Raw genomic sequence first — 13,848 nt, 5'->3', positions numbered from 1 at the left:
ATTATATACCAAAAATCCGATTTCTGTCAATTCTCTCCCAGCGGACTGCCGAACATTCCTGGGCATATCTCCACAAGCCGGCCCGCCTCAGTCCAGATCCAGGAAATTTTTCATGATCCGGCTCCCTTCCGGTGTCAGGAAGGATTCCGGGTGGAACTGGATTCCGAAAGTGCTGCTGTTTCCGGCTTGGACCCCCATCACTTCTCCGTCGGACGCCCTGGCAATGATCCGGAAGCCTTCCGGGATCTCTTTTTCCGGAACGGTCATGGAATGGTAGCGCATGCCCTGGATCTCTCCAGGCAGTCCTTTGAAGAGAGGACAGTCCGTGGCAAGGGAAATCTGGGAAGCCCGTCCCTGCATGATTTCGTCCAGATAACTCATAGAAGCCCCATAGGCGCTGAGGAGCGCCCGATACCCCAGGCAGATTCCCAGGATCGGAACCTGCCCCGTAAGCGTCCTGATCATCTCCCGGACCATCCCCGTGGCTTCCGGCTGGCTGCCCCCTCCAGAAATCACGATATGGTCGGGCTGCAGGGCCTGGAGCTCTGCCACCGTCATCCGGTCGTTGCGGATGATCCGGATGTCCCTGCGATAATGGCCGATGAGCTGGAACAGGTTGAACACACAGCCATCGTAATTGTCGATCAATGCAATCATTTCTCCGCCCCTCCTTTATCCAGGGCACTGGCTTCATACAGAGCCCCTTCCATGGCCATGGCCTTGTTCAAACATTCCTGGTGTTCCTCTTCCGGGACACTGTCGATGACAATGCCGCCTCCGGAACGCACAGTGACTTTTCCGTTTTTCAGGAAGGCGGAATGGATGAATACGCAGAAATCTGCATCCCCTGTCAGGCTGATCTGCCCCAAGGTGCTGCCGTAGATCCCCCGCCGGTTCTTTTCGATGGCATTGATCAGTTCGCAGCCATGGATCTTGGGCGAACCGGACACCACACCGGCAGGCACCGTCATATCGATCACGTCCAGGGCCGTCTTGTCACTCCGCAGCCGGCCAGTCACAGTGGTGCCGATATGCATGACCCGGGCACAGCGGACGACTTTCAGATAATCCCGGATGCCGATGGAATCGAAATCACAGACGGCACCGAATTCGTTCCGGGCATCATCCACCAGCATATTGTGCTCATCCAGGGATTTCTGATCCGCCAGCAGTTCCCTTTCATTCTTTAGGTCTTCCTCCTTTGTTTTGCCCCGGGCTGCCGTCCCGGCCAGGGGATTCATATAAAGCTGTCCCTGCTGCAGGGTGATGGTGGCTTCCGGAGAAGCGATGGCACATTCTGCGTCATCACTGCTGAAATAGCACATATACCGGGTGGGATCCTTTTTCCGCAGCACCCGGTAGGCACTCAGGAGACTGCCCTGGGCAGGAGCCGTCACTGCATTGGACAGCACGATCTGGCAGGTCTCTCCTTTGCGGATGTCCTTCCGGGCCTGCTCCACCATCCGGATGTAATCCTGGAGCTGGAACATGGGCTGGAAGCTGCCGGTGATGGCAAAAGGCGGGACCCCATCCCGGGGCGCCTCTTCCAGCATGTTTTCCATTTCACCCAAAGTGAAGAGGGCCTTCCGGTAATTCTCTTCCAGGTGATCCGTGGCGATGTTGACGATGAGCAAAATCTCCTGCTGCTGCCGGTCCAGGACAAAGAGCCTGTCAAAAAAGAACAGATCCATATCCTTGAACTGTTCCGGATTGGCTTCCTCCCACTGGATTTCAGGCTCTGCGTATTTGATGTATTCATAGGCAAAATAGCCCGCCAGCCCGCCTGTAAAAGGAGGCATCCCTGCTGCATAAGGAGCCTTGTGGGCCGCAAGGACCCCGGCCAGTACCCGGGAAGGATCTTTACAGGGATAGGAAATCCGTGTCCCTCCCTGGGCCACAGTCATGACGCCGTCGGTACAGGAAAATTCCAGTGCCGGGGCGAACCCGATCACCGCATACCGTTCCCAGCGGATCTCTTTTCCGGTGTCCACCGTATGGTCCATCACATAGACCTGTTTGCTGAGGCTCCGGGCCATTTCAGCCAAATCTTCCACCGTATGTCCCCCGGCCGGTACCCGTTTCACCACCGGGACCATACCATAACCAGAGGCCATCTTTCTGCATTCTTCCAAAGAAGTCGTCATTTCTCTCCTTCTCCTTTCTTACACCATGCCTGCCATAAAGGCGGAAGCCAGAGGATACCCGATGGCTGCTGCCAGGATGGCCGAAAGGACGACCACCAGATAGCCGTATTTCAAGAGCATATCCTGCCGCACAAAACCTTGTCCGATTCCAATGGCCACCAAGGGTTGGGCCGAAGGCGTCGCAACGGCAAAGGCCCCGGCATAGCTCACAAGAGCCGCCAGCGCAGCACCGTTCATGGTGCCTCCCGAGGCCACAAAAAGAGGCAGCCCGATGGACAGCACCAGGGTGATGGAAACCAGGTTCGAACAGATATTGGTCATCAAGGCACACAGGAGGATCAGGAAGAATACGCAGACCAGGGGCGACACTCCTGCGATGAGGGGCTTCACCGCGGCCCCGATGTAGGTGGTGAAACCGATCTGGCTGTTGGAAAGAGCGCTGGACAGAGCCAGCACCGCCGCCGACATGATGACACAGACCCAGGATACCCCATGGGCCAGGGCATCGGAATAATCCATCAGGGGCTTGCCTTCTTCATCAGTGAGGATGCACAGGACGATGGTCCCCAGAAGGGGCGGCATGGTAATGCCAAAGCTGCTGATCCATTTGGAGATCCCTGGCAGGAAAGACATGGTCAGGCTGGGCAACACCCACAGGGCCACCACGCACAGGAACACGCCGCAGACGATGGATTCCTTCCGGCCCACCGGCGGCATGCCTGCGGTCAGCTTATTGATATCCAGATCGGCCAAGGGGCTCATATCCGGTTTCAGCAGGAACCGGAACAGGACCAGCATCAGGATGAATACCAAGATCCCCACCGGCATGCAGGCTCCCATATAACTGGTATAACTGATATTCTGGCCGGTGGCCGCTTCATACAGTCCCAGCCCCAGGATGGGGCCATCATGGGCAATGGGAGTCATGCCGGACCCCAGGCAGCAGGCCATGGTCTGTCCCACCATGATCATGGAGGCCAGCCGGCTGCCCTTTTCCAGATGGAGCATGGCAAAGATTTCTTCACTGATGGCGATATAAGTCACGAACAGGACCGTAGGAGACATGATCCAGGCCGCCACCATCATGGACATGAAATAAAAAGTGCAGAACCACCAGGGGCTGCGCCGGGCCAGTTTCCGGGTGATGAACCAGACTGCCACCCGCTTCATGAAAGGGGTCCTAGCCAGAGTGTAAGAACACATGAAAGTAAAGATCAGGAACGTAACGATCTGGGACCCTACGGAACCGGCCAAGATCTTGCTGAAATTCAGCTCCGGGATGAAGGCCAGGGCTCCCAGGCACAGGGCGCTGGGCCAGTGGACCCCGATTTTCAGCCAGAGGATCAGCGTCCCGATGAACAGCAGGAATACCTGCATGGCAGAAGCCGGCATGCCCGCCGGTCGGGGAAAGAAACGTCCCAAAAAGATCAAGATCAGTGACAGGAGGATCAATCCTGCCCGTTTGCTATTTTTCCCATCCAATATCAACACCTCCTATAAACTACCTTGCTACCTATTGTGGCGGGAAAAGTATAGAATATAAGCAAAGTATAGGCTTCTTATAAGATTTTGTAAATATGATCAGAAACATTTTCTATGAAAATCTGATTATTAAAATGTTTTTTGTAAATACATGAAAAAAGGCTGCTGTACATGATATACAGCAGCCTTTTTGTATTGGATAATATCCTTTTATTCCAAGAATTCCTTCAGTGGTTTGCTCCGTTTGGGGCTCCGGAGTTTCCGCAGGGCTTTGGCCTCGATCTGCCGGATCCGTTCACGGGTCACGCCGAAGTACTGGCCCACTTCTTCCAAGGTCCGGGTACGGCCGTCCAGCAGGCCGAACCGCAGTTCCAGCACCCGGCGTTCCCGAGCGCTGAGATGCTCCTGGAGCACCTTGCCCAGCTGTTCCTGGAGCAGGGTGTAGGAAGCAGCATCTGCCGGTGAAGGGGCTTCCTGATCCTCGATGAAGTCTCCCAAATGGGAATCTTCCTCTTCCCCGATAGGAGTTTCCAGAGAAACCGGTTCCTGGGCGATCTTCTGGATTTCCCGGACCCGTTCCACAGGCACATCCATTTCCTTGGCGATTTCTTCCGGTGTCGGTTCCCGTCCCAGCTCCTGGAGCAGCTGCCGGGATACCCGCACCAGTTTATTGATGGTTTCCACCATATGCACCGGGATCCGGATGGTCCGGGCCTGGTCGGCGATGGCACGGGTAATGGCCTGCCGGATCCACCAAGTAGCATACGTACTGAATTTGAATCCTTTGTTGTAATCGAACTTTTCAACAGCCTTGATCAGCCCCAGATTCCCTTCCTGGATCAAATCCAGGAACAGCATCCCACGGCCCACATACCGTTTGGCAATGCTGACCACCAGCCGGAGGTTGGCTTCCGACAGGCATTTCTTGGCATTGTCCCCACAGAATTCCATCCGGTGGAGCAGCCGGTTGAACCGTTTCTCCTCCGTTTCGATCTGCTGCCGGGTCTCGTCATCCACTTTTTGGTGGCTGGCTTTTTCGTCGACCACCGCAAAGAGCTCCTGCAGCGTCCCCAGGCAGCTGTTTTCAGCTTCTTCTCCCGTTGGATCCGGAGCATTCTTCTGCACATGGGCGATCTTATACTTGTTTTCCTGCAGCAGCCGATGGAGCCGCTTCTTTTCATCCATGGTAAAGGCGCTGATCAGCTTCTGATACTGGTCAAACTCCAGCACATGGCCGTCGCCAGCCAATTCCTGGGCCTTCCGGTAGGTCAGGGAGACGCTCCGGTTGTCCACCCAGATGCTTTCCTTGGTCAGCAGTTCATTGGCCTCTTCCAGCAGTTTCCCGATGGAAAGCCGTTTGTTCACCGGCTCGAATTCTCCCTCCGGCTTTTCTCCCTTCAGGATGGCCTTGGCCTGGTTGCCTTTGTCAGCCCGTTTGGCCAGCTTGATTTCATCGTCCCCGGCCAAAAGAGGCACCCGGCCGATTTCCTTCAGATACATGCGGACCGGGTCATCCACGATGACCCCTTCCGGAACGGACAGGTTGGCCAGTTCCGTTTCATCCACCTTCAGCTCTTCTTCATCGATGGTCGCCGGTTCTTCATCTTCGGACCCGTCATCGATTACTTCAATGTTCTTCTCTGCCAGTTTGGAATAGATAGCATCCATCTCATCCACAGAGACAGCATCTTCGTTCTGCAGCCGGTCCTGAATCTCCTTATAGGTGAGAACGCCATGATTCTTTTTGGCCAGCGCTTCGAATTCCGCTAAGTATTCCGCCGCGGTTTTGGGCTTATCTTTCTTGCCTGCCTTACTCTTGCTTTTCGTTCCTGAACCCGCCTTTCCCGTGGTTTTTGCCGCCTTCTTCTTTTTGGGAGCAGCCTTGGCTTTCTCCACTGCCGTGGGCTGGGCCTCACTCTGTCCTTTCTTTGCTGCTGCCGTGGCAGTCAGCTGCGGCTCCAATTCTTTCTTTTCTTTTTCAGTCATTGGGGCGTTCCCTCCTTTCCTGCAAATGAGGAAAATCCTCCTGTTCCGGATTTATACCGGAGCTGTTAATTTTCCTATCTCCAATTTTATTCGCCGGCATTCCTCTAATTCCTGCAAAAATTTTTCATTTCCCTCTTTTTCATACTTTTCCGCCAGTTGGCTGTGTTTTTCATATTCCCGGTCCAGGGCCGCAATCTGCAGCCTGTTGAGGCAGTCCGTCAGGATGGAAGGCAGCGTGCTCTCCTGGACATTCAGGCTCAGGATCCCTGTCAATTCTGCCGCTCCCGGTCCGTCCAGGCGGGAAAAGAGATCCCGGGGATCCTGGAAAGTCCCGTTCTGGACCATCTGCAGGAATACCGTGAAGATTTCCTGCCGGGCCGGCGTGGTAAAGGAATCCACATGGGCGATCCCCTCCTGTCCTGGCTGGGGCGGTATCCCCTGGAGGAACGCACGGAGCACCAGCCGTTCTGCCTGTTCCGTAGGACTGGACACTTTCACGGTCCGCTGGGTCAGCCATTCTGGGTTGTACTTTTTCCCTGTTTCCTGATGGGTCAGTTTCCGGTATTCACTCTGGATCAGCCCCTCCTCGATGGACAGGCGGCGGGAAAGATCCCGGATCCGTTCCCCCACTTCTACATCGCTCTGGCAGTCCAGGAAGAAGGGCAGCACCCGGTCCACGGCCTCCACTTTGCCTCCCAGGGTTTCTGTGTCACATTCCCCCAGCACCGTATCCACCTGGTAATCCATCCCCGGACGGGCGTTCCGCATCAGCTCTTCAAAAGCTTCCCGGCCTTCCTTCCGGATGAATTCATCTGGATCCTTCCCGTCCGTCACATGCATCACCCGGCATTTGAGCCCGGCCCGAAGGGCTAGGGGGATGGCCCGCATGGCAGCCGCCCGGCCGGCCCGGTCACTGTCGAAGCAGAAGATCACTTCCGGTGCCAGCCGTTTCAAAAGAGCCGCCTGGTGTTCCGTAAAGGCCGTCCCCATGGAAGCCACCGCCCAGTCGATTCCTGCAGCATGGAGGCTGATGGCATCCATATGGCCTTCTACGATCAGGGCCTGCTGCCGTTTCCGGATGGCGGCAGAAGCCCGGTCCAGGCCAAAGAGCAGATTCCCCTTGTGGAACCAGGCTGTTTCTCCCGTATTCATGTATTTGGCCGGAGATGCATCCTTATCCAGGATCCGTCCAGTGAAGCCCACCACCTTGCCCCGAGGATTCCGGATGGGGATCATCACCCTAGCCCGGAATTTATCATAAATGCCATTTCCCCGCTGCCGCTGGCTCACCAGCCCAGCCTTGAGCAGCACGGCCTCCGAGACACCTCTTTTTTCCAGGGCCTGAGATAAGGTATGGAAATCCGGAGGCGCCATCCCCAGATCAAAGGAATCGATGATGTCCCTTCCGATTCCCCGGCCGGCCAGATACTTGAGTCCTTTTTCCCCGTACCGGGTATTCACCAGGCAGGAATGGAAGAAACGGGAAGCCAGATCGTTGGCTGCCATGACTTCCTTTGTTTCCTTTTCCCGGGCGATTTCCTGGGCCGATTTAGTCCGTTCTGGGACCGGGATCCCGTACTTTTCCGCCAATTGTTTCATGGCATCGAAAAAGGACAGGTTATCCCGTTTCATCACATAGGAAAACACATCTCCCCCTGCGCCGCAGCCGAAACAGTGGTACAGCCCTCGGGCCGGATCCACCGTAAAGGAAGGTGTCTTTTCTCCGTGAAAGGGACAGCAGCCCCAGTACCGGCTGCCCTTCCGCTTCAGGTCCACGGTTTCCGAGACGATGCTTACGATGTCCGCCGCCTGGCGCACCTGCTCTTTGAAATTGGCAAATTTCTCTTTCATATCATCCATGGAACTCATCCTTATTCTTTCCTGCAATACTGTATCTATTCGACAAAAAAGAAGGAATTCCTGCTTTTACAGGAATTCCCCTTGACAGATTCAATTTTCAGGATTCATAGTCAAAGCGTTTCCGCAGATATTCCAGGATCAGGCTGGCGGTTTCTTCGATGGCCCGGTTGGACACATTGATGATCATGCAGTGGAGCTGCTGCATGATGGCCCGGGCGTATTCCAGTTCTTCCTGGATCCGGTGGATGTCCGCATAGTTGGCTCCATCGGTGAGCCCCATGGCCTTCAAGCGGGCACAGCGGATCTCATTGAGCTTGTAGGGATCGATCAGAAGGCCGATGATCCGGCTGGAAGGCACCTTGAACAGTTCCTCCGGCGGGGGGATCTCCGGCACTAGGGGGACATTGGCCACTTTCAGCTGTTTATTGGCCAGGTACATGGAAAGCGGCGTCTTGGACGTCCGGGAAACGCCGATGATGACCAGATCCGCTTTGGCCAGGCCCCAGGGATTCTTGCCGTCATCATATTTGATGGCGAATTCCACTGCCGCCACCCGTTTGAAATACTCATGGTCCAGGGCATGGATCAGACCGGGCTGGTTCTTGGGCAGCAGGCCGGAAGTCTTTTCGATGGCCTTCAGCACGGGCCCCAGGATGTCCACCACTTCCACGTCCAGTTCTATGGCCTTCTGGGCCACCGCTTCCCGCATTTCCGGAGAAACGATGGTGTAGCAGACAATGGCATTCTGTTCCTTGGCTTCGGTAAGGATCTTGTCGATCTGTTCCACACTCTTCACATAGGGAACCCGGATGATATCGAATTTTTCCTGGACAAACTGGCTGGTGGTGGCTTTCACCACCGATTCCGAAGTTTCTCCGATGGAATCTGAAATGGCATAGATGATCGGTGCTTTAGCTATGATAACTCCCTCCTTTTCCTTCCGCCAATTCTACCAGGAGCCGGGTAAAATTGGTCTTGGTCACCCGGCCCACCAGCTGGAGCCGCCTGTGTTCCTCATCCAGGGGCCGCACCACCGGCAGGCAGTCGATTTCGTGATCCACCAGCCGCCGGGCAGCTGACGCAGCCGGTTCTTCCGGGCTGGCCGTGACGATTTTGCTCAGCGGCGTCATCACCATGGCAATGGGCAGTTTGTGGAGATCGGACCCGGGATTAAGGGCCGCTTTCAGCAGGTCCTTCCGGGAAACGATCCCGTGGAGCAGCCCTTCCGGCCCTTCCACCACAAATACCGTCCCCACATCTTCCAGGAACATGGTGATGGCTGCATCATAAGCGCTTTTGTCACTGCCCACCACAATGGGCACGGACTTGATGTCTTCCACGGTAATGGAGGACAGTTCTTCCTGCAAAAGCCCCAGGGTATTTTTCCCCGTGTAATAATACCCAACCCGGGGACGGGCATCCAGGATCCCGCTCATGGTCAGGATGGCCAGGTCCGAACGCAGGGCAGCCCGGCTGAGCCCCAGTTCCCGGGCAATGGCTTCCCCTGCCACAGGCCCCGCCTGTCGGACGATTTCCGCAATCTTTTTTTGTCTCTCGCTGAGAGGAATGGGACTCATCTCCCTTCCAATGGATTCATGGCTTCATTATAGAAGAAAAAACGTTCGGGTGCAAGAAGGGGTGCCGCACATGCAGCACCCCTGTCATCAGCCATAGAGCAAAGGATCCTTTTACCAGGCCAATTCTTCCTCGTGGAGGTTCCGGCCCCGTCCGGTGAGTTTGTCCAAGATCAGACGCTGTTCCACCTGGGCCACCATCTTCCGGGTGAACTTCACGGCATCCGGGTTCACGGACATGCTGTCGATGCCGCTCTGGACCAAGAAGGCGGCGAACTCTGGATACACGCTGGCAGCCTGTCCGCAGAGAGATACCGTCTTGCCATCTTTATGGGCCACTTCGATCAGATGGCGGATGGCCCGTTTCACGGCCAGGTTCCGTTCATCGAACAGATGGGAGATCACGTCATTGTCCCGGTCGCAGCCCAGGGTCAGCATGGTCAGATCATTGGATCCGATGGAATAGCCGTCCACGAACTGGTTGAACTGGTCCGCCAAGATGATGTTGGCAGGGATCTCCGCCATGAGCCATACCTTGAAATCCGGTCCTCTGTGGAGTCCTTCCTCCGCCATGATCTCCACCACTTTCCGGGCTTCGTCCACCGTGCGGCAGAAGGGGATCATCACGTTCAGGTTCTTCAGCCCGTATTCTTCCCGTACTTTCCGGACCGCAGCGATTTCCAGCCGGAAAGCGGCGGTGTACTTGGAATCATAATACCGGGAAGCCCCTCTCCAGCCCAGGAGAGCACTGGGTTCATGGGGTTCGAATTCTTCTCCACCCTTCAGATCCCGGTATTCACTGGATTTGAAATCGCTGAACCGGAGGGTCACCGGCCGGGGAGCCATGGCGGCACAGACTTTCCGGAAGCCGTCTGCCAGGGCATCCACCACCTTTTCTGGATGGCCGGATTTGATCAGATACAGCGGATGTTCATGGATGTAGGTGGTCCAGATGAATTCTTCCCGCATCAGGCCGATACCATCGCAGGGCAGACTGCTGTATTTTTCCGCCAGGGCCGGATCGCCCAAGTTCATGTAGATCTTGGTGCCGGTGACCGGGAAGGTTTCCTGGGCCACGATTTGGGTCTGAGGTGCAGCAGCTGCAGCGGCTTTCTTCACCTGCAAGTTGCCGGCGAACACCACTCCGTTGGAAGCATCCACGGTGATTTCATCTCCCGTATGGAGCAGGCTGGTAGCTGCCGTACCCCGGCTCTTGGTCCCGACGATGCAGGGGATGCCCAATTCCCGGGAAACGATGGAGGCATGGCAGGTCATACCGCCGCTGTCCGTAACGATGGCCTGGGCTTTTTTCATGGCCGGCACCCAATCCGGAGCGGTCATTTCCGTGACCAGGATCTCCCCATCCTTGAATTCATCGATATCGGAAGGATCCTTGATCACATGGACTTTGCCATAGCCCATGCCCGGGCTGGCTGGCAGTCCTTTGACCAGTACCTTTGCACTCTTTGCATCCTGTTCTTCCATCTTTTCCTCCGCCTTCTTTTCCTTGTTTCTCCGAGACCATACGGTTTCCGGCCGAGCCTGGAGGATCCAGATCTTCCCGTCCCGTTCATCGATGCCCCATTCCATATCCATATAGCAGCCGTAATGGGCTTCGATTTTCTTGGCATATCCGGCCAGTTCCAAGATCTGCTGGTTGGTCAGGGTCTGACGCTTCCGGTCCGCTTCCGGCACCGGCACTTCTTCCGTATCCCCACCCTTCTTCCGGACCAGCATCACATCCTGTTCATTGACGGTGGCGGAGAGGATCTTCATGTCTTCTTTGGAAACGATGTAGGTATCCGGGGTGACGATGCCGCCCACTACATATTCGCCCAAGCCCCAGGCCCCTTCGATCATGATGTTCTTATCGTCCCCGTTGGCCACGTTCACAGTGAACATGACCCCGGCGGCCTTGGAGAACACCATCATCTGGACCACGGCAGAAAGAGCCAGGGACAGATGGTCATAGCCCTGCTTTTCCCGATAATACACGGCCCGGTCCGTAAAGCAGGAAGCGTAGCATTCCTTCACCTTGGCGATTACGCTGTCGGCTCCCTGGACGTTCAGATAGGTATCCTGCTGTCCGGCAAAGCTGGCATCGGGCAGATCCTCCGCCGTAGCGCTGGAACGGACGGCCACATAAGGCTGAGCTTCACCCACCTTGGCAGCCAGTTCCCCGTAGGCTTTCCGGATGGCATCCTGGAGATCCTGGGGCATTTCCTGTTCCATGATGGCAGCCCGCAGCTGGCCGCACACCGTACTCAGCTGTTCATTGTCCTCCACATCGGTAAGGCTGGCCAGAAGGCTGCGCATTTTTTCTTCCAGCCCGGTGGCTTTGATGAAATAGCGGTACGCGTAAGCCGTGGTGGCAAAGCCATAGGGAACCGGCACATCGGTCTTGGAAGTCATTTCTCCCAAAGAAGAAGATTTCCCTCCCACAATATCCACGTCTTTCCGTTCCAGCTGTTCGAACCACAACAAATATGCTTTGGACTTATCCATGGTATACGCTCCTTTGCTCTACGCTATTGGCGGATATTTCTTTAATATAGTGTATACTATATCACTATGATGTAGCATAATCAAGAGAAAATTTGGGGGGTGTGAAAAGATTCACACCCCCGGTCGCGGGTCCGAGTCACAGGTCGCGAGCCGTGACCGAAAAAATTATTTTATTTCTTCCGGCGCTTTCGTGTGGGCGAATGCCTTGCCCACTGCTTTTTCCGCCACCAGATAGGTGTGGTTCACTGGATCAAATACCAGGGGACGGAGCTTGGCCGGGTCGATTTTCCCATCCGTCAGGATGCTTTCGTCGGCGCTGACGTTGAGGATCTCACCTACCAGCCGTTCGCTTTCCTCATCGTAGCTCTTGACCCGGCATTCCAGCACCATGGGCAGTTCGGCGATCACCGGTGCGTTTATCCGGCTGGATTTTTCCACATGGAAGCCAGCCCGGGCCACTTTATCCGGCACCTTGTTCCCGGAAACCAGCCCCAGGTAATCACAGGCCACCAACTGATCCGTCGTAGCCATACTCACGGTAAAGGCTCCTGTTTTCTTCAGGTTGGCCACAGTTTTGTGGGACCGGGCCAGGCAGAAGGAAATCTCCGTATCGTTGCTGATGCCGCCCCAGGCCGCATTCATCACATCCGGGACCCCGTTTTCGTCATAGGTCCCGATCATATACACCGGCTGAGGATACGTCAATGGTTTTGCGCCAAAATCTTTCCGCATGGAAATCACACTCCTTTGGTTCCATTATACCACAACTGTCACTTTTTTCGACACAGCAGCCAAAGGAAGTAAGGAGCCCCGAAAAGAGCCGTAATGATCCCCACCCGGATTTCTCCTCCCGGCAGGACCATTTTACCCAGGGCATCGCAGAATACCAGGAACACCGCGCCCCCCAAGGCACTGAGCGGCAGCAGGGTCCGATGATCCGGGCCGGTCAGGAGCCGCAGGCTGTGGGGCACCAATAGTCCCACGAAGCCGATATTCCCTCCTGCACAGACAGCCAGTCCCATCAAGAGAGAAATCCATCCCAGGAACAATTTCCGCCAGAAAGGCGCATCCATCCCCAGGGACAGTGCCTGTTCCTCTCCCAGGCTCAGGACATTCAGCTGCCTCCCCCAAAGGCACAGGACGGCCAGCACACCGGCCAGCAGCGGCAGGATCCCTTTTACCTGGAGCCAGGTCCCTACTCCTAGGTTGCCCAAGGTCCAAAAAAAGTACTGGCGCATCACCGCATCCGGGGCAAAGCTCAGGAGTCCTGCCGTCAAGGCTCCGCAGAACAGGCTGACGGCCACACCGGCCAAAAGCAGCTTCACTCGGTCCGTCCCGCCACGGACACTGCCCAGGATGCCTACCACAAGAGAAGCCAGTCCTGCCCCGGCAAAGGCACCCAAAGGCAGGAACCAATAGGCTTTTTGGGGAAGACCGGTCAGCAGCAGGATCACCGCCCCCAAAGAAGCCCCGCCGGAAACCCCCAGGATGCCGGGATCTGCCAGCGGATTCCCGAAAATCCCCTGGAGGGCTGTGCCGGAAGCCCCCAGAGCCGCTCCCGTTCCCAACCCCAAAAGCAGCCGGGGGAGGCGGAGATTCCACAGGACATTCTGTTCCAAAAGGCTCCACCCTCCATGGAACGGTCCCCAAGGAGAAACTGGGACCTGCCCGCTGAACAGGGATAAGAAACAGACTGGCACCAGCAGCAGCCAGAGCACGATCCAACAGCGCTTGAACTTCATGGAGTACCCCCTTTGGCAAAGAAACAAACAAAAAAGACGTTCCCCGCCGGGAGCGTCTTTGCGTTTTATATGATGCAGTTCCATCCTCACGAGTGCATGGCCCATAGGGGATTCCTACGTATTGACCTGGTAGCGCCAACGAGAATCGAACTCGTGATTTCGCCTTGAGAGGGCGACGTCTTAGCCGCTTGACCATGGCGCCAAGATAAAAAAATGGCTCCGGGACTAGGGCTCGAACCCAGACTAGAAGATCCAGAATCTCCTGTGCTACCATTACACCATCCCGGAAGAAACAAAACATTAGGCCCCGACTACCTTTCGGGAAACTCTAATGCACTTTTGGACTTGTAAAAGTTCAAGAATCTCTTGTGTTGCTTGAATAGTATACTACACCCTTTTTCTCTCTGTCAACCTAAAAATGAAAATTTACAAAAAATCTGTGAGCCCATATATATTCGTCCCGCATTCCTGTGAATCCCCCGTAGCCCCCACAAGACACCACAGGGGCAGCCAAAAAATGCCTAAAGGTATATTCACACAGAAAAAGAGTGACCA

At 55.6% G+C, this 13,848-nt stretch carries 10 protein-coding genes and 2 tRNA genes; all 12 read right to left on the bottom strand.

Annotated features, from left to right (window positions below; all coding sequences use genetic code 11):
• Positions 1 to 87: 87 nt before the first annotated feature.
• The 12 genes from BQ2657_RS04985 to BQ2657_RS04930 all read right to left on the bottom strand — a co-directional run bounded on the left by BQ2657_RS04985 (position 88) and on the right by BQ2657_RS04930 (position 13,581).
• Positions 88 to 657 (bottom strand): anthranilate synthase component II, encoded by a 570-nt coding sequence (locus BQ2657_RS04985; protein WP_075579642.1) that lies wholly within the window; start codon positions 655 to 657, stop codon positions 88 to 90.
• Positions 654 to 2,144, bottom strand: a complete 1,491-nt coding sequence (locus tag BQ2657_RS04980) for an anthranilate synthase component I family protein (protein WP_075579641.1) — start codon at positions 2,142 to 2,144, stop codon at positions 654 to 656. Before BQ2657_RS04980 ends, BQ2657_RS04985 begins: the two co-directional genes overlap by 4 nt.
• Positions 2,145 to 2,162: 18 nt before the next feature.
• Complete coding sequence (locus BQ2657_RS04975) at positions 2,163 to 3,626, bottom strand: SLC13 family permease (protein WP_075579640.1); 1,464 nt, start codon at positions 3,624 to 3,626, stop codon at positions 2,163 to 2,165.
• Positions 3,627 to 3,836: 210 nt separating this feature from the next.
• Positions 3,837 to 5,612: an RNA polymerase sigma factor RpoD gene (rpoD, locus tag BQ2657_RS13470; protein WP_075579639.1), complete on the bottom strand. Its 1,776-nt coding sequence runs from the start codon at positions 5,610 to 5,612 to the stop codon at positions 3,837 to 3,839.
• Between the two features lie 51 nt (positions 5,613 to 5,663).
• On the bottom strand, positions 5,664 to 7,481 hold the full coding sequence (gene dnaG, locus BQ2657_RS04965; protein WP_232709011.1) for a DNA primase: 1,818 nt from the start codon (positions 7,479 to 7,481) through the stop codon (positions 5,664 to 5,666).
• An 88-nt stretch (positions 7,482 to 7,569) separates the two neighbouring features.
• Positions 7,570 to 8,391 (bottom strand): pyruvate, phosphate dikinase/phosphoenolpyruvate synthase regulator, encoded by an 822-nt coding sequence (locus tag BQ2657_RS04960; RefSeq protein ID WP_075579638.1) that lies wholly within the window; start codon positions 8,389 to 8,391, stop codon positions 7,570 to 7,572.
• Positions 8,384 to 9,049, bottom strand: a complete 666-nt coding sequence (locus BQ2657_RS04955; RefSeq protein WP_075579637.1) for a helix-turn-helix transcriptional regulator — start codon at positions 9,047 to 9,049, stop codon at positions 8,384 to 8,386. The genes BQ2657_RS04960 and BQ2657_RS04955 overlap by 8 nt, the downstream gene beginning before the upstream one ends.
• Before the next feature lie 111 nt (positions 9,050 to 9,160).
• Positions 9,161 to 11,551, bottom strand: a complete 2,391-nt coding sequence (gene ppsA / locus BQ2657_RS04950; RefSeq protein WP_075579636.1) for a phosphoenolpyruvate synthase — start codon at positions 11,549 to 11,551, stop codon at positions 9,161 to 9,163.
• Between the two features lie 165 nt (positions 11,552 to 11,716).
• On the bottom strand, positions 11,717 to 12,283 hold the full coding sequence (locus BQ2657_RS04945; protein ID WP_075579635.1) for a flavin reductase family protein: 567 nt from the start codon (positions 12,281 to 12,283) through the stop codon (positions 11,717 to 11,719).
• A 38-nt stretch (positions 12,284 to 12,321) separates the two neighbouring features.
• The gene (locus BQ2657_RS04940; RefSeq protein ID WP_075579634.1) at positions 12,322 to 13,293 is read right to left on the bottom strand and encodes a FecCD family ABC transporter permease; all 972 of its coding nucleotides are present in this window, start codon (positions 13,291 to 13,293) and stop codon (positions 12,322 to 12,324) included.
• Between the two features lie 127 nt (positions 13,294 to 13,420).
• Positions 13,421 to 13,495: transfer RNA gene (locus BQ2657_RS04935), tRNA-Glu, on the bottom strand.
• 12 nt (positions 13,496 to 13,507) lie between these two features.
• A tRNA-Gln gene (locus tag BQ2657_RS04930) sits at positions 13,508 to 13,581 on the bottom strand.
• Between the last annotated feature and the right edge of the window lie 267 nt (positions 13,582 to 13,848).

The sequence above is a fragment of the Acidaminococcus massiliensis genome, assembly GCF_900095825.1.
GTDB classification, from domain to species: Bacteria; Bacillota; Negativicutes; order Acidaminococcales; family Acidaminococcaceae; genus Acidaminococcus; species Acidaminococcus massiliensis.
Note: the sequence above shows the minus strand (reverse complement) of the source record. Positions and strands in the feature narration are given on the sequence as shown.